Origin of the sequence: Methanobrevibacter sp., from assembly GCF_051877095.1 — an archaeon.
Lineage (GTDB): Archaea > Methanobacteriota > Methanobacteria > Methanobacteriales > Methanobacteriaceae > Methanocatella.
Genome location: NZ_JBJEIO010000005.1, coordinates 228560 through 249957, shown reverse-complemented (window position 1 = coordinate 249957; position 21398 = coordinate 228560). Strand labels below are relative to the sequence as shown.

22 protein-coding genes are annotated in these 21398 nt (G+C 31.2%); 16 read left to right on the top strand and 6 right to left on the bottom strand.

Annotated features, from left to right (window positions below; all coding sequences use genetic code 11):
* Positions 1-145: 145 nt before the first annotated feature.
* Complete coding sequence (locus ACI389_RS04215) at positions 146-1258, bottom strand: radical SAM protein (RefSeq protein WP_439780292.1); 1113 nt, start codon at positions 1256-1258, stop codon at positions 146-148.
* A 115-nt stretch (positions 1259-1373) separates the two neighbouring features.
* On the opposite strand from ACI389_RS04215, the gene ilvD reads away from it, so the two are divergent.
* The 8 genes from ilvD to argS all read left to right on the top strand — a co-directional run bounded on the left by ilvD (position 1374) and on the right by argS (position 11081).
* On the top strand, positions 1374-3023 hold the full coding sequence (gene ilvD / locus ACI389_RS04210; protein WP_439780291.1) for a dihydroxy-acid dehydratase: 1650 nt from the start codon (positions 1374-1376) through the stop codon (positions 3021-3023).
* 5 nt (positions 3024-3028) lie between these two features.
* A complete protein-coding gene (gene hisD / locus ACI389_RS04205) occupies positions 3029-4300 on the top strand; it encodes a histidinol dehydrogenase (RefSeq protein ID WP_439780290.1) in 1272 nt (423 codons plus the stop codon).
* Positions 4301-4415: 115 nt separating this feature from the next.
* The gene (gene aspS / locus ACI389_RS04200) at positions 4416-5735 is read left to right on the top strand and encodes an aspartate--tRNA(Asn) ligase (RefSeq protein WP_439780289.1); all 1320 of its coding nucleotides are present in this window, start codon (positions 4416-4418) and stop codon (positions 5733-5735) included.
* Between the two features lie 19 nt (positions 5736-5754).
* Positions 5755-6960, top strand: coding sequence for an NAD(P)/FAD-dependent oxidoreductase (locus ACI389_RS04195; RefSeq protein WP_439780288.1), 1206 nt, complete (start codon positions 5755-5757; stop codon positions 6958-6960).
* A gap of 59 nt (positions 6961-7019) precedes the next feature.
* On the top strand, positions 7020-7649 hold the full coding sequence (locus ACI389_RS04190) for a cobalt-precorrin-8 methylmutase (protein WP_439780287.1): 630 nt from the start codon (positions 7020-7022) through the stop codon (positions 7647-7649).
* A 9-nt stretch (positions 7650-7658) separates the two neighbouring features.
* Positions 7659-8930 (top strand): glutamate-1-semialdehyde 2,1-aminomutase, encoded by a 1272-nt coding sequence (gene hemL, locus ACI389_RS04185; protein WP_439780286.1) that lies wholly within the window; start codon positions 7659-7661, stop codon positions 8928-8930.
* A gap of 5 nt (positions 8931-8935) precedes the next feature.
* Positions 8936-9361, top strand: coding sequence for a signal peptidase I (locus ACI389_RS04180; protein ID WP_439780285.1), 426 nt, complete (start codon positions 8936-8938; stop codon positions 9359-9361).
* Positions 9362-9380: 19 nt separating this feature from the next.
* Positions 9381-11081 carry an arginine--tRNA ligase gene (gene argS, locus ACI389_RS04175; RefSeq protein WP_439780284.1) on the top strand — a complete coding sequence of 567 codons (1701 nt, stop codon included), beginning with the start codon at positions 9381-9383 and terminating at the stop codon, positions 11079-11081.
* Positions 11082-11099: 18 nt separating this feature from the next.
* Here argS and ACI389_RS04170 read toward each other — a convergent pair whose 3' ends face one another.
* Entirely contained in the window at positions 11100-11510 is a 411-nt protein-coding gene (locus ACI389_RS04170) for a MarR family winged helix-turn-helix transcriptional regulator (RefSeq protein ID WP_439780283.1), read from the bottom strand.
* Entirely contained in the window at positions 11500-12870 is a 1371-nt protein-coding gene (locus tag ACI389_RS04165; RefSeq protein WP_439780282.1) for an MATE family efflux transporter, read from the bottom strand. Before ACI389_RS04165 ends, ACI389_RS04170 begins: the two co-directional genes overlap by 11 nt.
* Positions 12871-12975: 105 nt before the next feature.
* Between ACI389_RS04165 and purD the strand changes: the two genes are divergently transcribed.
* Complete coding sequence (purD, locus tag ACI389_RS04160) at positions 12976-14286, top strand: phosphoribosylamine--glycine ligase (RefSeq protein ID WP_439780281.1); 1311 nt, start codon at positions 12976-12978, stop codon at positions 14284-14286.
* A 142-nt stretch (positions 14287-14428) separates the two neighbouring features.
* Positions 14429-15337, top strand: a complete 909-nt coding sequence (argF, locus tag ACI389_RS04155) for an ornithine carbamoyltransferase (protein WP_439780280.1) — start codon at positions 14429-14431, stop codon at positions 15335-15337.
* 29 nt (positions 15338-15366) lie between these two features.
* Here the strand turns inward: argF and ACI389_RS04150 are convergent, their stop codons facing one another.
* The gene (locus ACI389_RS04150) at positions 15367-15630 is read right to left on the bottom strand and encodes a zinc-ribbon domain-containing protein (protein WP_439780279.1); all 264 of its coding nucleotides are present in this window, start codon (positions 15628-15630) and stop codon (positions 15367-15369) included.
* Positions 15620-15952, bottom strand: coding sequence for a DUF2085 domain-containing protein (locus ACI389_RS04145; protein ID WP_439780278.1), 333 nt, complete (start codon positions 15950-15952; stop codon positions 15620-15622). The genes ACI389_RS04150 and ACI389_RS04145 overlap by 11 nt, the downstream gene beginning before the upstream one ends.
* A 97-nt stretch (positions 15953-16049) precedes the next feature.
* Between ACI389_RS04145 and ACI389_RS04140 the strand changes: the two genes are divergently transcribed.
* From ACI389_RS04140 to ACI389_RS04120, 5 genes are all read left to right on the top strand, one after another.
* Positions 16050-17744, top strand: coding sequence for an acetolactate synthase large subunit (locus ACI389_RS04140; protein ID WP_439780277.1), 1695 nt, complete (start codon positions 16050-16052; stop codon positions 17742-17744).
* On the top strand, positions 17745-18230 hold the full coding sequence (gene ilvN, locus ACI389_RS04135; protein WP_439780276.1) for an acetolactate synthase small subunit: 486 nt from the start codon (positions 17745-17747) through the stop codon (positions 18228-18230).
* Between the two features lies 1 nt (position 18231).
* Entirely contained in the window at positions 18232-18759 is a 528-nt protein-coding gene (locus tag ACI389_RS04130; RefSeq protein ID WP_439780275.1) for a beta-class carbonic anhydrase, read from the top strand.
* Positions 18760-18911: 152 nt separating this feature from the next.
* Entirely contained in the window at positions 18912-19904 is a 993-nt protein-coding gene (gene ilvC / locus ACI389_RS04125) for a ketol-acid reductoisomerase (protein WP_439780274.1), read from the top strand.
* 58 nt (positions 19905-19962) lie between these two features.
* Positions 19963-20970: a methanogenesis marker 12 protein gene (locus ACI389_RS04120; protein WP_439780273.1), complete on the top strand. Its 1008-nt coding sequence runs from the start codon at positions 19963-19965 to the stop codon at positions 20968-20970.
* A gap of 2 nt (positions 20971-20972) precedes the next feature.
* On the opposite strand, the gene ACI389_RS04115 is transcribed toward ACI389_RS04120, so the two are convergent.
* Positions 20973-21176, bottom strand: a complete 204-nt coding sequence (locus tag ACI389_RS04115; RefSeq protein ID WP_439780272.1) for an LSM domain-containing protein — start codon at positions 21174-21176, stop codon at positions 20973-20975.
* Between the two features lie 77 nt (positions 21177-21253).
* On the opposite strand from ACI389_RS04115, the gene ACI389_RS04110 reads away from it, so the two are divergent.
* Entirely contained in the window at positions 21254-21397 is a 144-nt protein-coding gene (locus ACI389_RS04110) for a hypothetical protein (RefSeq protein WP_439780271.1), read from the top strand.
* The last annotated feature ends 1 nt before the right edge of the window (position 21398 follow it).

The following is a 21398-nucleotide window of genomic DNA, read 5'->3' as shown; positions in this document are numbered from 1 at the left end:
TTGTCCTTGTTAGATGTAGGAAATTATACTTAGTATATTCTATTTACACTCGAAATAATACTGAGTATATAAAATTTTATCTATTATTACACTATTTTATAGCATAATTAAATTCTTTTAATAATAAAAGTAATCAATAAAAAGTCTAAAAATCAAAAGTAGTTTGATATTCTCCACTAATTTTAATATATTGCTCTGCTCTATCAATTACAACCCCTAATTTTCGAAGTTGTTCTTTATTGGAGAATGGTTTTCTTTTTCTAATAGACACGATTCTATGTGCAGATTTTACACCAATTCCTGGAACTCTAATAAGCTCTCTGATAGGTGCACTATTTATTTCTACTGGAAATATATCCATATTTTTTGCAGCTAAAATCTTTGGATCTTGTGTAAGAGACAACTTATCATTTTCATCAAATATTAATTCTTTAACATTATAATGATAATTATTAATCAAACTATCTGCATTATATAGCTTAGCAGTTCTATCTGTTGAACAAGCTTCTTTATTTTTAAATTCCGTATCTTCAATTGGAGTAAATGCTGAGAAATATGTTCTTTTTAAATCTGATTTTTTGTATATTTCTTCCATTCTACTGAGTACTTCTTTATCTGTTTCATTGTTTGCTCCAATAATTAATTGTGTTGTATGAGTAGAATTTGGATAGGTTGTACTTTTATGTTGTAGAGAATTTATCCAAGATAATCTTTTCAATATATCTTTATTGTAATCTTTTGTTGATGATAGTTCTGCAAGTCCTGAAGGTGTAGCAGCTTCAATATTAATACTAACTCTATTAGCTAGTGCCATTGCTCTTTTAATGGCGTCTTTACTCGCTCCAGGTATAACTTTAAGATGAATATAATCATCATAACCATATTTTTTTCTAAGTAGACTTATGGTTTCTATTTGTTTTTCCATAGTGGAATCTACATCATCTGAAATGCCTGAACTTAAAAATAAACCGTTAACAAGTCCTCTGTTATAATATCCAAGAAAAGCTTTTGCAAGTTCCTCAGGTGATAGTTCTAATCTTGTAAAGTTCCTTTTTGATTGATTAATACAATATTTACAGTCATTTTTACATTTATTTGACATGAGTGTTTTAAATAAAGGAATTTTACATCCATTATGACCTATTGCTTCATAAATCCCAGGTAAGTTTATTTGTGAACTTTTATTATGGCTTACATAGTCACATAAGTCATATTGAGCAGAATCGGTTAAGATTTTCATCTTTTCTAGTGTTGACATAATTAATCAATATATTAGTTTATAAAAATATTTAAAGAATTGTTTATTTTACACAATATTTTAAAAGTTATTAATTAGATATATATTAATGATTAAATAATTTACGTGTGATTAAATGAAAAGTGATAGTGTAAAAAAAGGAATCCAAAGAGCACCACATAGGTCTCTTTTAAGAGCTTGTGGTCTTGATGATGAGGATTTTAAAAAACCGTTCATTGGTATTGCAAATAGTTTTACAGACATTGTTCCAGGCCATATACATTTAAGAGAACTTGTTGAATTTGTAAAAGAAGGGATTATTGCTGCTGGCGGTATTCCATTTGAATTTGACACAATGGCAATTTGTGATGGAATTAGTATGAATCATGAAGGAATGAAATATTCTCTTCCTTCAAGGGAAATAATTGCAGCTACTGTTGAAAGTATGACAAAAGGACATGCTTTTGATGGACTTGTTTTGATTCCAAGTTGTGATAAGGTTGTTCCAGGAATGATTATGGGTGCAACTAGAGTAGATATTCCATCTATTGTTGTAACTGGTGGACCAATGGCTTCTGGTGAATATAAAGGTAAAAGTGCTGATTTAATAACTGTATTTGAAGCTGTTGGTGCTCATTCTGCAGGTAAAATACCTGAAGAAGAAGTCTATGAACTTGAAAAATGTGCTTGTCCTGGTGCTGGAAGTTGTTCTGGACTATTTACTGCAAATACAATGGCTTGTATAACCGAAACATTAGGTTTATCTCTTCCATCTTGTGCAACCACTCATGCAAGAACTGAAGAAAATAATCAAATTGCTTTTGAATCTGGTAAGCAAATTATTAAATTAGTAGAAGAGGATATTAAACCATCTGATATATTAACTCAAGAGTCTTTCAATAATGCTATTGCAGTAGATATGGCATTAGGTGGGTCTTCTAATACTGCTCTTCACATTCCTGCTCTTGCAAGTGAAGTAAAAGGTTTATCAGTAGATTTAGAATTGTTTGATAAAATTTCAAGAAAAGTGCCTCATATTGCTCTTATTTCTCCTGCTGGTGAAGATTCAATGATGGATTTACACTTAGCTGGAGGTATTCAAGCAGTATTAAAAACATTAGGTGATAAAATTGATACTAATCAATTAACAGTCACGGGTAAAACAATTAAAGAAAATTTAGAAAATATTGAAAACAAAAACACTGATGTTATTCATACTTTAAATAATCCTGTCCATGAAGATGGTGGAATTGCAATTTTAAAAGGTAATCTTGCACCTAATGGAAGTGTTGTTAAAAAAGGTGCAGTTGCAGAGCATTTAATGTATCTTAAAGGACCTGCAAAAGTATATGATTGTGAAGAAGATGTAACAAAAGCAATCTTTGATCATGAAATTAAAGAAGGGGACATTGTTGTAATTAGATATGAAGGACCAAAAGGAGGTCCTGGTATGAGAGAAATGTTAAACCCAACTTCTGCTCTTGCGGGTATGAATATTAAGGATGTAGGTTTAATAACTGATGGAAGATTCTCTGGTGGAACAAGAGGTCCATGTATTGGACATGTATCTCCTGAAGCTATGGAAAACGGTCCTATTGCAGCTATTCAAAATGGAGATATTATTGAAATTGATATTATGAACAGGTCTATTAATGTAGAACTTTCAGATGAAGAGATTGAAGAGAGATTAAAATCAGTAGAACATCCAGAAAAAGATGTAGATGGATGGTTAAGATTATATCAAAAATTAGTTCACTCTGCTGATACAGGGGCAATTTTAAGGTAGTTAAAATGGAAATATTAAAATATTCTGATATTGATTTAGCTGAAACTATCAAAAGATCAGAAGAAGATGTAAATAAAGTTTTAGACATTGTTTCTGATATCCTAGACAATGTTAAAAATAATCAAGATAAAGCGATTCGTGAGTATACTGAAAAATTTGATGGAGTTACAATAGAAAATTTAAGAGTATCTGAAGATGAAATTAAAGAAGCTTATGATACTTTAGATGATGATTTGCTTGTTGCTTTAAAACAAGCTGCAGCAAATATTGAAAAATTCCATAAAAAACAAATCCCTGAGGAATGGGAAATTGAAGTTAATCCTGGAATTGTGGCAGGTCAAATTGTAAGACCAATCAATTCTGTTGGTTGTTATATTCCAGGTGGAAGAGCAGCTTATCCTTCATCAATTTTAATGACGGTTATTCCTGCTAAAATTGCAGGTGTTGAAAAGGTTGTATGTGTTACACCACCTCAAAAAGATGGTAAAATCTTAGATGCAATACTTGTTGCAGCAGATATCGCTGGTGCTGATGAAATATACAAAGTTGGTGGAGCACAAGCTATTGCAGGTCTTGCATATGGTACTGAATCAATTCCTCAAGTAGAAAAAATCGTAGGTCCAGGAAATATATTCGTTACTGCAGCTAAGAAACTAGTATATGGACAAGTAGATATTGAGTTTCCAGCAGGACCATCTGAAGTGTTAATATTAGCAGATAAAACTGCAAATCCGGAATTTTTAGCAACAGATATATTAGCTCAGGCAGAACATGATCCTAATGCATCTTGTTTTTTAGTTACTGACAGCGAAAAATTAGCTATTAAAACTGATGAATTTGTAAAACAATTAACTGATACTGCTCCAAGATGTGAAATTATCGAGGAATCTTTATCTAAAAGTGGAAAAATTATTATCACTAACACACTTGATGATGCTATTTATGTTACAAATGAATATGCTCCAGAACATTTAATCATATCCACAGAAGATGATGATGAGACATTATCACATATTAAAAATGCAGGATCTATCTTTTTAGGTTCTTTTTCACCGGTAGCTGCTGGTGATTATGGATCTGGAACTAACCATGTTCTTCCAACAGGTGGAGGGGCTAAAATGTATTCAGGATTATCAACTGAAGCATTTATTAAAAAACCAACTGTTCAAAGAATTACTAAAGAAGGTCTTAGACAATTATCTAAAACTTCTGTTCCTATTGCGGAATATGAAGGATTTTTTGCACATGCAAATTCATTTAAAATGAGACTTAAATAGTCTTATTTTATTTTTTTTAGCTATTTTTTACATATCTTTATAAAACATTAAATCTAAATTAAAATTATAATGAAAATTTTATCATTATTTTATTTTTATAACCGAGGTGAATAATTTGCAAGGTTTATTAAATGACTGGAGAAGAACTCATTACGCTAAACAAACAACCCCAGAAATCGCTGGTAATGATGTTACTGTCATGGGTTGGGTTCATGAAATCCGTGATTTAGGTGGAATCATCTTTGTCATTATTAGAGATGTTACTGGTAGAGTTCAATTAACCGCTCCAAGTAAAAAAGTAGAAGCAGAAATATTAGAAGATATTAGAAAATTCAGAAAAGAATCCGTTGTAGCTGTTAGAGGATTAGTTCAAGAAGCTCCAAAAGCACCTAATGGTGTTGAAATTATTCCTAAAGAAATTAAAGTATTAAATTTATCCAATCAACCTTTACCAATGGATCCAACTGAAAAAGTTCAAGCTGGAATCGATACAAGATTAGATTCAAGATTCATTGATTTAAGAAAAGAAAATGTTTCAGCTATTTTCAAAATTAAAGGTCAAATGTTCCATACTATTAGAAATTACTTCTATGATAATGGATTTTATGAAATTAACACTCCTAAACTTGTAGCTTCCGCTACCGAAGGAGGAACAGAATTATTCCCAATTACTTACTTTGAAAAAGAAGCATTCTTAGGACAATCCCCTCAATTATACAAACAAATGATGATGGGAGCTGGAATGGACAAAGTATTTGAAATTGGTCAAATTTTCAGAGCAGAAGAACACGATACTTTAAGACACTTAAATGAAGCAGTTTCTATTGATGCAGAAGCTTCTTTCATGGATGATGTTGATGTAATGAAAGTATTAAACGACATGCTCATCAATGTATTAACTGATATTAACGATAAATGTGCTGATGAATTAGCAGTTTTAGGACATGAATTAGAAGTACCTAAAGAAGGCTTCCCAGTTGTAACTTATGATGAAGCAGTTGACATTGTAAACTCCCGTGGAGTTGAAATGGAATGGGGAGAAGATTTATCTCGTGAAGCTGAAAAAGCTTTAGGTGATACTATGGGTGGATTCTACTTCTTAACCGAATGGCCATCTGCAATTAAACCATTCTATGTAATGCCTAAAGAAGGAGATGAAAAATACTCCCATGCATTCGATTTAATGTATAACAATTTAGAGTTATCCTCTGGTGCTACTCGTGTTCACCAATACGATTTACTCGTGAAACAAATAGAAGAAAGAGGATTAAACCCTGCTGGATTTGGAAGCTATCTTAAAGCATTTGAATATGGTATGCCTCCTCATGCAGGTTGGGGTGTTGGTGCTGATAGATTAACTATGGTACTTACTGGATCTGAAAACATCCGTGAATGTGTACTCTTCCCAAGAGACAGACACAGGTTAACCCCTTAATTTCTTTTTTTAGATTATTATGGAAGAATATGAAATAGCTATTATTGGTGGTGGGCCAGCAGGAATAATGGCTGCAATTGCTGCAAGCCAAAATTCCTCTAGTATCATATTACTTGAAAAAAACCCTAAATTAGGTCGAAAACTCCTAACTACTGGTGGAGGAAGATGTAATATTACAAATGCTAAACCAATAAAAAGGCTATTAAAATTCTATCCTCAAAAAAATTTTTTAAAACACTCTTTTTACACACTTACAAATGAAAAACTACTCTCTTTTTTTGAAAATAAAGGATTAAATTTCATTGAAGAAGATAATAATAGAATATTTCCCGAAACAGAACGGTCTAGGGATGTTTTAGATATTTTAACTTATTACTTAAAAGATATAATTATAAGTTATAACTTTGAAGTTAAAAGTATCACTGAGGATTTTATTATAAATGATAAGTTAAAAGCAGATAAAATTATTATTGCAACAGGGGGTATAACTTATCCACAAACTGGTTGCAGTATTGATAATTATTCTCTTACAAGTCAACCTACAACAGATATAAAATACGGATTATCCCCACTAATTACTAAAAAAGATTTATCTTCTATTGCAGGTGTAACTTTATATGATGTTGTTATAAGTTATAAGAAAATCAAAGTTCAAGGTGATGTTTTAATATCACATGTTGGATTAACTGGGCCTGGAATTATGAACTTAAGTAATGAAATCTCAGAAGTTATAAGTTATAACTTATTAGAAAATACTAATCCTGATATTAATTTTGAAATAGCTATTGATTTATGTCCAGAGTTTAGCCAAGAAAAATTAAAAGAAAAATTCAACCAAGATTTCCAAGTTAGGGGAAAAACAATGATTAAAAATTACTTAAAACTATTTTTAACCAATAAATTCATTGATTTTTTCTTAAGGGAGTTAAATATTGATGGTGAAATACAACTATCAAGAATTAATAAGAAAAGTAAAAATCGCTTAATTGAAAATTTAAAAAGATTTACACTTGAAATTACAGGTTTTAACGGAAATCTTGCAAAAGTAACTATTGGCGGTGTTGATTTAGATAATATCAATCCAAAAACAATGGAATCAACACTTATACCAAATTTATACTTTGCAGGTGAAGTTTTAGATTTGCATGGACCTTCTGGTGGTTATAATTTAAAAATTGCTTTTTCAACAGGTTACTTAGCAGGTTTATCTGCAAGTGAAAAATAATTTTTACTTTATATAAATAGACAAAATATTTAACTTATATATTTACTAATAGTTATAATATGACAGACAAAATGTTCATGGGTGCATCAACTAAACAAGGTTTGGATATTGCTAATAAAAGTAGGGAAATTATTCGTGGCCTTATTGGTGATGATGTTAAAGATTTAAACCCTATTGAAAAGGATATTGTTGAGAGGATTGTTCACTCAACAGCTGATCCTGAATATGCGAAGTTAGTAAAAATCAGTCATGATTTTGTAGATGTAGCTATGACTTCCCTAAAAAATAATGAAACTATTTTAACTGATATTAATATGGTTAAATATGGTATTACAAGATATGAGGGGGAAGTTGAGTGTTATATCAGAAATGAAGAAGTTATTAAAATAGCTAAAGAGAATCAAATTACAAGAGCTGCTGCTGCAATGCGTTATGCTGCTAATAATGATTTTGAAGGTATCGTAGTTTCTGGTAATGCTCCTACTGCTGTTTTCGAAGCTATGAACTTATACGAAAAAGGTGAAATGAATCTTAAAGCTATTGTTGGAGTTCCTGTTGGTTTTGTTGGAGCAGCTGATTCAAAAGAAGCACTACATAATTCCAATATTCCAAATATCATTACTGATGGACCGAAAGGTGGAACACCGATTGCAGTTGCTTGTGTAAATTCATTAATACAACATTTATAGCGTGATAAAATGAATTCTGAAGAATTATTCAATGAATCTAAAAATTATTTTCCTGGAGGGGTAAATTCTCCTGTTCGTGCTTTTAAACCTTATCCATTTTTTGTTAAAAGTGCTAATGGTTCAAAACTAACTGATGAAGATGGAAAAACTTATATTGACCATTGTTTAGCATATGGTCCATTAATATTAGGGCATGCAGATCCTAAAGTTGTAAAGGATGTTTCTGGTCAATTAACTATTGGTACTGCTTATGGTACTCCAACTGAAAATGAAATAACTCTTGCAAAAGAAGTTGTTGATAGAATTCCTTCTGCTGAAATGGTAAGGTTCTGTAATAGTGGTACAGAAGCTACTATGAGTGCAATCAGATTAGCACGTGGTTTTACTGGCAGAGATAAAATAGTTAAATTTGAAGGCGCATATCACGGAGCTCATGACTATGTATTAGTTAAAGGAGGCTCTGGTGCTGCAACATTACCTGATAGTGCAGGTATTCCGGTTGATACTACTAAAAATACTTTATCTGTTCCATTTAATGATGAAGAAGCTTTAACTGATTTAATCGAAAAAGAAGGAGAGAATATTGCTTGTATTATTATGGAAGTAGTTATGGGTAATGTTGGTTGTATTGAACCAAAACTAGGATTTTTAGAATTTATTAGAAAAATTACAGAAGAAAATGATATTGTTTTAATATTTGATGAAGTTATAACTGGTTTTAGAGCTTCAAGAGGTGGAGCTCAGGAATATTATGGAGTTACTCCTGATTTAACCACTCTTGGTAAAATTGTTGGTGGAGGACTTCCTATGGGTGCTTTCTGTGGTAAGAAAGAAATTATGGAGTTAGTTGCTCCAAATGGTCCTGTTTATCAAGCAGGTACTTTTGCAGGAAACCCTATTTCAGTACAAGCTGGTATTTCCACTTTAACTCAATTAGATGATGCATTTTACAAGGAGTTAGGAAAAAAAGGTAACTTCCTTAGAGGAAACATTAAATCTATAATCGATGATGAAAGATATGATATTCAACCGGTTGGACTTGCGTCAATGTTTCAAATTTATTTCAATCCTGCACCAGTTTATAATTATGCTGATGCTCAAGAATCTGACAGAAAAAAATTCTTAAGATACTTTAAATCTTTATTAAAACAAGGTGTATTCATTCCACCTTCTCAATTTGAATGTAATTTTATATCAAATGCTCATAGTATGGAAGATTTACAAAAAACTTCTGATGCTATTGAGATTGCTTTACAAGAAGCTTTTAGAAAAAGAAGGTAATTTAAATGGAAATTGATTTTAAAGAAATTGCATTATATGTAGTTATTTTTATCATAGTTTTACTTGCTGCTCAACACTTAGATGTTGTTGTATCTGGAAGTATGGAGCCTGCTTTTTACAGAGGAGATATTGTTTTGGTTGAAAAAGCAGATTTTCTAGGTATTCATGAGTTTAACACAGATGATCTTAAAGTTGGTGATGTAGTTGTATATGATGCAGTTTGGTTTAACCAGCCAGTTATCCATAGAATTATTAATATTACACAAGTCAATGGAACTACGATGTATATGATAAAAGGGGACAATAATGATTCTCCAGATCCATATTATGTACAGCCAAGTCAAATAAGAGAAAAAGTTGTAACAATAGACCATAATTTAGTCGTAATTCCAAAAATTGGTTATCTTTCCCTTTGGTTAAGAGGGTTATAATTATTATTAAGGTGAGTTAATGTATTTTGAAATTGAAAAACAAGCTATTGATGCTATTAACAAAGCATTAGATCAATATGATGTAGAAGTAGATAGAGATTTTAAATTAGAGTTTCCGCCTAATCCAGATTTAGGTGATTTAGCAAGTACAATTGCATTTGCACTTACAAAAAAATTAAGAACTTCTCCTCCTGAAGTTGCAAAAGGTTTAGTTGAAAAAATTGAAGTACCGGAGATTTTTTCAAAAGTACAAAACTTCGGACCTTACGTTAATTTCTTTATTGATTATACTAAATTCTCTAAATTATTATTAGAAAAAGTTGATGAAAACTACGGACAACTTCCAGCCCAAGGAGAAAAAATTATATTAGAACACACTTCAGCAAATCCAAATGGACCATTACATATAGGTCATATAAGAAATTCTATTTTCGGAGATTCCTTATCAAGATTATTAAAATTAGCTGGTAGAGATGTTGTAACCCAGTATTATGTAAATGATATGGGAAGACAAATAGCTATTATTGTATGCGGAATAACTGAATGTGGTTTAAAAATTGAAGATTACGAAGGAGACAAAATAGATCATAAAATTGGAAAATTATACTTTGATGCAAATAAAGCAGTTGAAGAAGATGATGCTTTAAATGCTAAAGTTGATGAATTAATCCAAAAATATGAAGAAGGCAGTGATGAAGAATTAAACAAAGTCTTTGAAGATGTTGTAGCTAAATGTATTTCTGGAATGAAAGAATCTCTTTTAAGAATGAACATTGTCCATGATGATTTTGTATGGGAAGGTCAATTCGTAAGAAGCGGAGAAGTAGATAACCTTGTAAATTATATCAAAAGAGAAGGATTTACAAGAGAAGAAGATGTAATGTTTATTGATTTAACTGATTTTAATATTGATAAAGAGTTCGTACTTAGAAGATCTAACGGAACATCTCTTTACTCTACAAGAGATTTAGCTTACCACTTATATAAAAATACTTTAGGAGATAGAGTACTCGATATTCTAGGTTCTGACCATAAACTCGCAGCTAAACAAATTAAAGTCATTTTTGAAGAAATTTTAAGAAAAACAGCTCCTGATGTAATATTTTATGAATTTATTACACTTCCTGAAGGTTCAATGTCTACAAGAAGAGGTAAATTCGTATCTGTTGATGAATTAATCGATGAAGCTGTATTAAGAGCTCATGATGAAATTAAATCAAGAAACCCTGAATTAAGTGAAGAAGAAATTGCACCAATGGCTGAAGATATTGGTATTGGAGCTATACGTTTCTTTATTGCTAAATTATCTCCAGAAAAACACTTAACCTTTAAATGGGATGAAGCTTTAAGCTTTGAGAGAGGTTGTGCATCTATCCAGTATGCTCATGCAAGAGCATGTAAATTACTTGGAAAATCTGGAAAAGATATTAGCTCTTTAGAAGTTAGTGATGATTGGATTCCTAATGAAAATGAACAAGATTTAATAAGACAAATAGCTAAATTCCCACAAGTTGTTGAAGATTGTGCTAATAAACAAAGAGTTCACAATATTACTCAATACTGTCAAGATTTAGCTGGTTCATTTAACAAATTCTATAAATCAGAGCAAGTAATTGGTTCTGATGTAGAAGATACTAGATTGGTTTTGGTTGATAGGACTAAAACAACTATTAAAAATGCTTTAGATATTTTAGGTGTCGCTGCACCTGAAAAAATGTAGATGAGTTTTTAACTCATCTTATATTAATTTTTCACAAATTTTCTTAAGGTTCTTTAAGAAATTATCATATTCTTCATTTGTTAGGCATTTTTTTAATTTTTCATCCCATTGGTATTCATAATCTAAAATTTTTAAAGCTAATTTTTCACCTTTTGGTGTTACTTTCATGATTTTTTTTCTTTTGTCTTTAATTCTCTCAATAAGTTCTTCATCTTCGAGTTTTTTAAGATTTCTTGTTATTGTGCTTTCATTTAAATATAATGCTTCTGCTAATTTTTCTTGGTTTATCCCTTCATTTTCATATATCATAGCTAAAAGAGGAGTTAAGCCAAAGCTTAAACCCTCATCTTTTAAAGTTTCATTAATGTATTTTGAATGTTCTTTATGGAGTATAGAAATGAATTTAGCACTTGCTTTGTTAAATTCCATGTTTATTACTCCTTATTAGTTTATTGATATATAGTTCAATACATGCATAACATATTAATGAACCAATTCCACCACCTAAAAGCATTCCATAGTATATTCCAATTTCTCCCATATTAAGACAGAATCCAAGTAGATATGCAAAAATTAACACTAGTATTAATTCCCTAAATGTTGTTAATGCAAATGAAATAGTTCCTTTTCCAACTCCTTGGAATACGTTTCCGGCAGTTGCTCCAAATGGAACATATAATATGAATAGACACATAATTTGTAGGAAACTTGCGATTAATGGTTCTAAGTGGGCACTACCTTCTGAATAGCAAAATATGAATGCAATTTGATTTGCAAATATATTTAAAATAATACAAATAATGATTGAAGCTATTAATGCTACTTTGACTGAATATCTTGCAGTAACTCTTAAATTTTCGTATTTACGAGCTCCGTACGCAACACCTGCAACAGATATTGAAGCAGTTCCGACTCCTATTCCTGGAAGCATTCCAATGTTTATTATTCTCCATCCTGCAGTATAAGCAGCTACGGCAGTAGGTCCTGAAACTATTGTAAGCATGAAATTAATAACTATTGTTAGTGCAGATATGATTAATTGTTCTAAACTAGCAGGAATACCTACAACTAAAATATCTTTATACATTTTTAAATCGTTTTTGAAGTTTTCACGACCATATTTGAGGTAGGTATCTTTTTTAATAAGCATCCAATAAAGCATTAAGACTACTGCGAATAGATGTGCGATTACGGTTGCCCATGCAGCACCTGCAACTCCTAAATTTAATGTATAAATGAAAATTGGGTCAATAATCATGTTGGTTATTGCTGAGATTGCAAGTGGTATTGTTGCTCTTTTAACATCTCCTTCTGCTCTAAATGCTCCTCCAAAGATTGGTGGGAGTAACATTGCAAATGCAAATGCAAAAATTACGATTGCATAGTCCATTGCATATTTTAAAACAGATGATGCTCCCATAACTAGTAGTAATGGTTTTAAAAATGTAAGTAATATTATTGAAACAGCTATTGACAATATTATTCCTAAAATTAGGTTGTGAATTGCAGCATTATTTGCTGATTTTCTATTTTTAGCTCCAATATAACGTGAAATTAATGAGTTACCACCGGCACCGATTCCGTTTCCAATTCCAATAAGTACCATAAACAATGGTGTTACATATCCAAGTGCAGCTAATGGGTCTGAGCCGAGTCCTGCTACCCAAACGGTATCAATAATATTATTAGCAAAAATTAAAAACATACTAACAATAATTGGTATTGATAATTTGTTAATTGCCCTTTTAGGGTCTCCTGTAATCATCTCTATATTTGAATTTTTTTCCATAATTCTCATCTCACTCTTGCATATGCAATAGTACTCTTGTATATGCAAGTGTTAATATATAAATATTTCTACTAACATAATTATGAACTAATAGGAGACTATATTATGAAGGTTTTAGTTGTTGGAACTGGTGCTCGTGAACATGCTATTGCTGATGCTTTAAAAGATGATGTGGAGTTATATTGTTACATGAGTAAGGTAAATCCTGGTATGTCCAAAATCGCTGAATTTAAACAAGGCGATGAAGGTGAAATTGAAAAAGTTGCAGCTTTTGCTGCTGAAAATGATATTGATATTGCATTTATTGGTCCTGAAGCTCCTCTTGAAAAAGGAATTGTCGATGAACTTCAGAAAAATGGAATTGGCTGTGTTGGACCAACTAAAAGTGCAGCAAGAATCGAAACTGATAAATCATTTATGAGAAAACTCTTTGAAGATTATAAAATTGATGGATCACTTGTTTACAAAGTATTTGATAACTCAAAAGATGTTTCTGAATTTTTAGATGAATTTGATAGAGATGTTGTTGTAAAACCAGTTGGATTAACTGGTGGTAAAGGAGTTAAAATCGTTGGTGACCATTTAAAAGATAATGAAGAAGCAAAAGAATACTCATGTGAAGTTATTGATAATGTAATGGGTGGATTTGCTCAAGTTATTATTGAAGAAAGATTAATTGGTGAAGAATTTACTATTCAGGCATTTTGTGATGGAGAACATTTAGCTCCAATGCCTGCAGCACAAGATCATCCTTATGCATTTGAAGGAGATGTTGGTGCAATTACTGGTGGTATGGGTTCATACTCTGATGCTTCTGGATTATTGCCATTTTTAACTCAAGATGATTATGATGCAGCTGTAAAAATTATGGAAGATACTTTAAAAGCTATTGCTAAGGAAGCTGAACCATACAAAGGTATTTTATATGGTCAATTTATGTTAACTGCTGATGGTCCAAAACTCATTGAATATAATGCAAGATTTGGAGATCCTGAAGCAATGAACGTTTTACCATTACTTAAAACTCCATTAGTTGATGTTTGTCAAGCTATTGTGGACGGTAACTTAGATAAAGTGGAATTTGAAGATAAAGCTAGTGTATGTAAATACATTGTGCCTGATGGATATCCTGAAACTAAATTCGCTGGTGAATTGGTGGATGTTGATGAAGAAGCAATAGAAGAATTAGGTGCTAAAGTATTTTATGCAGCAGTATCAGCTGAAGATGATGGAATTCATTTATCAGGTTCAAGAGCATTAGGTATTGTAGCTACTGGTGAATCTATTGAGGAAGCTGAAAAAATAGCTGAAAAAGCATGTGAGTTTGTTAAAGGTAATGTTTATCATAGACGTGATGTTGGAACAACTGAACTTATTAACATGCGTGTTGAACATATGAAAGAAATTTTAAACTAAATTTCTTATTTTTTTTATTCTTTTTAGATTTTTAATGTTTTATTTTACTAGTTATCATAATTTCTACAATTAAATGATAGATAACTTTAATATATATTATTAATAAATAGTTAATTTTATTGTTATTAATGGGGGATTATAAATGGATAGTTTATTATCAATTACAGACATTAAAGATGATGTCAAATATATTTTAGATTTGGCTTCTAAAATTAAAGCAGGAGAAATAGAAGAAAAGCCACTTAAGGATAAAACATTAGCGATGATTTTCCAAAAATCATCAACAAGAACTAGAGTTTCTTTTGATGTTGGAATGTACCAGTTAGGTGGAAGAGCAATCTTTTTATCTTCTAATGATTTACAGATGGGTAGAGGAGAGCCAATTTCAGATACTGCTAAAGCTTTAAGTCGTTTTGTTGATGGAATAATGATTCGTGCTATTGAACATGATGATGTAATTGAATTAGCTAAACATTCTGATGTCCCAGTTATTAGTGGATTAACTAATTTGGAACACCCTTGCCAAGCATTAGCTGACATGTTAACAATTAAAGAACATTTAGGTGATTGGAAAGGTAAAAAGATCTGTTTTGTAGGAGATGGAAACAATGTATGTAATTCCCTTTTATTAATTGCTCCTCTCTTTGGTATGGATATGTCTGTTGCTTGTCCAAAAGGTTATGAACCTTCACAAGAAATTTTAAAAACTGCAAAAGAGTATGCTGCTGAAAACAATACTGAAATCACTATAAGTGATGATATTGGTGTTGCATTAGAAAATGTAGATGTAGTTTATACTGATGTTTGGGTAAGTATGGGTGATGAAGCTGAAGCGAAACAAAGAGAAATTGATTTTGCTCCGTTCCAAGTTAATTCTGATTTAATGAGTATTGCTAATGATGGAGCTATTTTTATGCACTGTTTACCTGCAATTAGAGGTCAAGAGGTAACTAGTGAAGTAATTGACGGGCCACAATCTGTTATTTTTGATGAAGCTGAAAACAGAATGCATGCTCAAAAAGCTGTTTTATATTACTATATGAAGGATTAGAGTGTTTAACTCTTAAAATCCATTATTTTTTACAAGATTGCTATTATTGCAAAGATTACAAAAATCCCCAATATACATAAACAACAATCAGTTAATCCAAAACTTTCATTAGTGGTAGTTGTAGTTCCACTTTGATTAGTATATGTGCCTTGTATTGTTTCATTTTGATTAGTATATGTGTTTTCTTCTATTATTGTTGTTTTTTTAACGTCTTCTTCTTTTAATTTAGCCCCACAATTTTTACAAAATGTTGCTATTTCGGGATTTTTCTCACCACACTCTTTACAAATCATATAAAATCACTCTTATAATTATTTTTAAAAAGATTATTAAACCAATTCCACCAATAAAACCAGTTATTAATCTTAATTCATTCGTACTTTCTCTTAAACCTGCGTATTGTGTAAAACCATCGATTGCCACGGGAATCATAAGAATAATTGAAATTATTAGCATATTTAGATCATAGTTATGAGTGTAAAATAAATTACAAATTAAATAAGCAATTAGTCCCATATAAAAGCCAGTACATCTTGCACAAACTGGAAATTGATGATTTTTAATATGAAAACTTCTCTCAGGTTTCCTATGGCAAATATATTTTGTTAAGTTCATAGTATCAACACAAGTTAAATACCTAAATCTATTTCAATAATTATATATAACATTTGTTGTCATATTTTAATTTATAGTAGATATAAAGGTTTTAACAATGAGAGGCGGAGAAGCGATAATTCAATCTCTAAAAAATATGGGTGTCAAAACAATATTTGGTTATCCTGGTGGACAAACCATACCGTTTTATGACATGTTATATGATTCAGACATGGAGCATATATTAGTAAGACACGAACAATGCGCAGCTCATGCAGCAGATGGATATGCAAGAGCTTCTGGCAATGTTGGTGTGTGTCTAGCAACTTCAGGTCCTGGTGCTACAAACTTAGTAACAGGTATTGCTACAGCATATATGGATTCTTCTCCAATTGTAGCTATTACTGGGCAAGTTCCTACTCATTTGATTGGTAATGATGCATTCCAAGAAGCAGATATTATTGGAATTACAATGCCTATTACTAAACATAATTTTCAACCTAAAAATCCAGATTTAATTCCATCAGTGATTAAATCTGCTTTTGAGATTTCTGCAAGTGGAAGGCCTGGACCTATTGTTATTGATGTTCCAAAAGAAGTTCAAGAAGGAGAATTAAGTAATTTTGATGATTCATTAATTGAAACACCAGGTTATAATCCAACTACTAAAGGTAATATTAGACAAATAAAAAAAGCTTGTAATTTAATTAAAGAAGCTAAAAAACCTATGATTTTAGCTGGTGCGGGAGTTATTATTTCTGGTGCATGTGGTGAGTTAAGAAAACTTGTATATACTATTAATGCTCCAGTTATGACTTCACTTTTAGGTAAAGGAGCTATTGATGAAACTGATGATTTATCATTAGGTATGCTTGGTATGCATGGTAGAAAAGTTTCTAATGATTATATTAATGAATCTGATTTGTTAATAGCTATTGGTATTAGATTTTCAGATAGAACAACTGGTAAATTAGATAGCTTCGCACCTAACACTAAAATTATTCATATTGACATTGATCCTGCTGAAATTGGTAAGAATGTTGGTGTTGATTTACCAATTGTAGGGGATGCACGTAATGTATTATCTTCATTAAATAATACTTTAAATGGACATGTAGTTTCTAATGATGTAACTAAATGGGCAGATATGCTTAAAGAGAAAAAACAAGAATTATATCCTAGAGTTACTTATTCTGATGTTCCTTTAAAACCACAAACTGTTATAAAAGAAATTGCTGAAGTATTAACTCCTGATTCAATATTAACAACAGATGTTGGTCAAAATCAAATGTGGGCAGCACACTTTTTTGAAACCCAAAAACCACGTAAATTTATTTCTTCAGGTGGTCTTGGAACTATGGGATTCGGATTACCATCAGCTATTGGTGCTAAAGTAGCTTGTCCAGAAGATCCTGTTGTGTCAATTAATGGTGATGGTGGGTTCTTAATGGTTTGTCAAGAATTAGCTACTATTCGTGAATATGATTTACCTGTTATTACTGCTGTTTTTGAAAATAGAACATTAGGAATGGTATACCAATGGCAAAGTTTATTATATGATGGAAGACACTCTCAAACATTACTTGGAAACAGTCCTGACTTTGTTAAATTAGCAGAAAGTTTTGGAATAAATGTTAGTAGAATTACTAAACCTGGTGAAACTAAAGAAGTTTTAAGTAAAGCAATTAAAGATAATGAATCAATTTTATTAGATATTGTAATTGATTCACAAGAGGCATTACCTATGTTGCCTCCTGGAGCTGGAATTAATGAGATGATTGGAGAATATAAGCTTGAAAAGGATGTGATTTAGATGATTAAAGAATATCATGTTATATCCACATTAGTAGAGGATAGGCCAGGGGTTTTACAAAAAATTGCAGGATTATTTAATAGAAGGGGCTTTAACATTGACAGTATCACTGTAGGAGCATCTGAAGTTGAAGGATTATCTCGTATGGTAATTAGTGTTAATGCAGATGCACAAGGCCTTGAACAAGTTATAAAGCAACTAAATAAATTAGTTGATGTTATCAAGATTAAGGATATTACACAAAATGCAGTTAATAGGGAGTTATGCCTTATTAAAGTGCATGTTCCTAATGAAAAAGTAAGGGCGGAGATAATGCAATATACAAATATCTTCAGAGCAAAAATAGTTGATGTTTCGGAAGAAAATTTAATTATTGAGCTTACTGGAGATATAGAAAAAATTAATGCATTTATATCTTTAATAAAAGGTTACGGAATAAAGAATATTTCCCGTACTGGACTTACAGCTATGGCTAGAGGTGTATAAAATGAGTATTTTAGAAAATGTTTTAGAAGATAATAAGAAATTTGTTGAAAACTTTGAAGGCGAAGAAATGTCCCACCATGCACAAAAAAAGTTAGCTATATTAACTTGCATGGACTGCAGATTAATTGACTTTTTTGAACCTGCTTTAGGTCTTAAAAGAGGAGATGCAAAAATTGTAAGAAATGCAGGAAATTCTATCGTTGGAGAAGATGCAATTAGATCAATTGGGGCAGCTTTATACAATCTCGGAGCTGAAGAAGTTTTAGTTGTTGGTCATACTGAATGTGGTATGGCAGGTGCTGATGCTGATGCTTTAAAAGAAAAAATGCTTGCTAGAGGAATCAAAGAAGAAGACATTGCTAAGTATGATTTATCTGAATGGCTTGGTAGATTTGACGATGAAGAAGAAAATGTCAAAAATGTCGTTGAAAAAATTAAAAACCACCCATTAATCCCTGATGTGCCTGTACATGGTTTAATTCTAGACATTGTTACTGGCGAATTAAATGTCTTAGTAGATGGTTACTAATCATCTATTTTTCTATTTTTCTATTTTTTTTATTGTTCTATTTACGAAATATAAAACTTAATATATCATTAAAAAGGAATATATTATAGTGGATATTTTATAAAATATTCAATTCAATTTTATTTATTAATTAAAAAATAAGAGATGATTTTATGAAAATGTATTACGATGCGGATGTAAATACAGATGCTCTTGAAGGAAAAACCATTGCTGTAATAGGTTATGGTTCACAAGGTAGAGCACAATCCAGAAATATGGCTGATAGTGGAGCTAATGTCATAGTTGGTGTAAGAGAAAACGGAAGTTCTTGGAATTTAGTTCAAGAAGATGGCATGACTGTAAAGACTATCGAAGATGCAGCAAAAGAAGCTGACATTATTCATATTTTACTCCCTGATGAAATCCAAGAAAAAGTTTACAATGAACAAATTGCTCCTTATGTTGAATCTGGAAACACTATTTCATTCTCTCACGGTTACAACATTCATTTTGGTTTAATTGATCCTGCAGATGATGTAAACATCGTAATGTTTGCACCTAAAGGACCTGGATCTATGGTAAGAAGAACTTACGAAGAAGGATTCGGTATTCCTGGTTTAGTTGCAGTTGAAAGAGATGCTACTGGTGACGCATTACAACTTGCATTAGGTATGGCAAAAGCATGTGGATTAACCAAAGCAGGTGTTTTAGAAACCACTTTCAAAGAAGAAACTGAAACTGATTTATTTGGTGAACAAACTGTTTTATGTGGTGGAGTTACTGAATTAATTAACGCAGGATTCACAACTTTAGTTGAAGCTGGATACCAACCTGAAATTGCATACTTCGAAACTTGTCACGAAGTAAAACTCATCGTTGATTTAATCTATGAAAAAGGATTTGCTGGAATGTGGAATGATGTAAGTAACACTGCTGAATACGGTGGATTAACTAGAGGAAAAACCATCATTACTGATGAAGCAAAAGAAGGTATGAAAGTTGCTTTAAAACAAATCCAAGATGGAACTTTCAAAAAACAATTTGCTGACGAAAATGCTACTGATGGAGCTAACTTAAAAGAAATGAGAGCTGCTGAAAGTCAAAAAGAAATCGAAATTGTCGGTGAAAGATTAAGAAAAGCTTGTGGATTACAAAAAGACGATTAGGTCTTTTCAATCCTTTTACTATTTTTTTATTTAATTATTATTTTATAGTGTGGTAATCGTGGTATTTATTGGAATGGACCATGGAACTACTGGAATCTCTTTTTGTATATTGTCTGATGAGGGCGAAGTACTCGATGTTTTTAAAATTGGAAGGGAAGAAAGTAAAAAAGGACTAGTTTCTGCAACCGAAGAAATAACAAAACGTGTTGATTTAGATTCCGTAAAATTAATGGCAATTACTTATGCTATGGGTGATGGAATAAATCAAATCTTACCAACAAATAAAGTTGAAGATAGGGGAATTTTATCTATCAATGGAGCAGGAAAAGTAACAGGAGGGGGAACATCTGTATTTTCTGAATTAGAATCACTGAATATTGATTCAATTATGATTCCAGGTCTTCATAATGATTCTGATTCTTTAAATGAATTATTTAGGGCAGCTTATTCTCACCAAGCCAGTCCTGAAAAAGTAAGTATTTGTTATAATGGATTAAAGGAAACTGGATGGTCCAATTTTATTGTAGCAGACATTTCATCTAATAGTGTTGATATATTAATTGAAGATGGAAAAATTAAAGGTGCAATGGATGCATGTTTAGGTGCTATGGGTATTGTTCATGGACCTATTGACCTTGAAATGATTAGAGATATTGATGAAGGCAAAATATCTGCTAATGGTGCTTTTTCACATGCAGGTGCAGTCAAAATTGCTGGAATTGACGGTAAAGTAGCTAATATGAAAGATATGCTTCTTGAAAATTACAGAAATGGTGATGAAAAAGCAAAATTAGCTATTGATACTTTAATTATGACTGTTGTAATGGAAATTGCAGGTTTAGATGCAGTATGTGAAAATGAGATTGATGGAATAGTGCTTACTGGTTCTATTGGAAGTGCAACTGAACCATTTAATTTTGAAGATGAAATTAACAAGTATTTCAAAAATAAATATCATTTAAAAGTAATTTCTAAAGAATCTGGAGCTATTGGTGCTGCTCAAATAGCGATGGATGTTTATAATGGTAAAGAAGAAATATTAGGTATTGAAGTTAATATTTCATAACTTTATTCTTCTTTTACACTAATAAAAATAATATTTCCGCCTTTGACGGTTTCTAAACCATTTTCATTTTCAAGGATGATATTTAAGTAATTGTCAATTGCGATTATTTTTCCTTCGCTTTGATAGTCTCCTTTTAAATCAACAGTTACATATTTATTCTTAAATTGTTTAAACATTCTATTTACATTATCTTTATCTTGACTCATAAATCTTCAATCCTTGATAATTCTATTTTTATTTTGATGTTTCATATTTATATAGTTTGACATTTATAGTATATACTATGGCAATCAATCAATTAGAAAGTAATTTAGAAGCTATTACTCGTACAATAGCTCAATTAAAAAAAGATGGATGTAGTGATGAGAAAGTTTTAAATGAGCTTAGGGAAGAGCGAGATAAAATACTTAAAGATTTAAATTTATAAG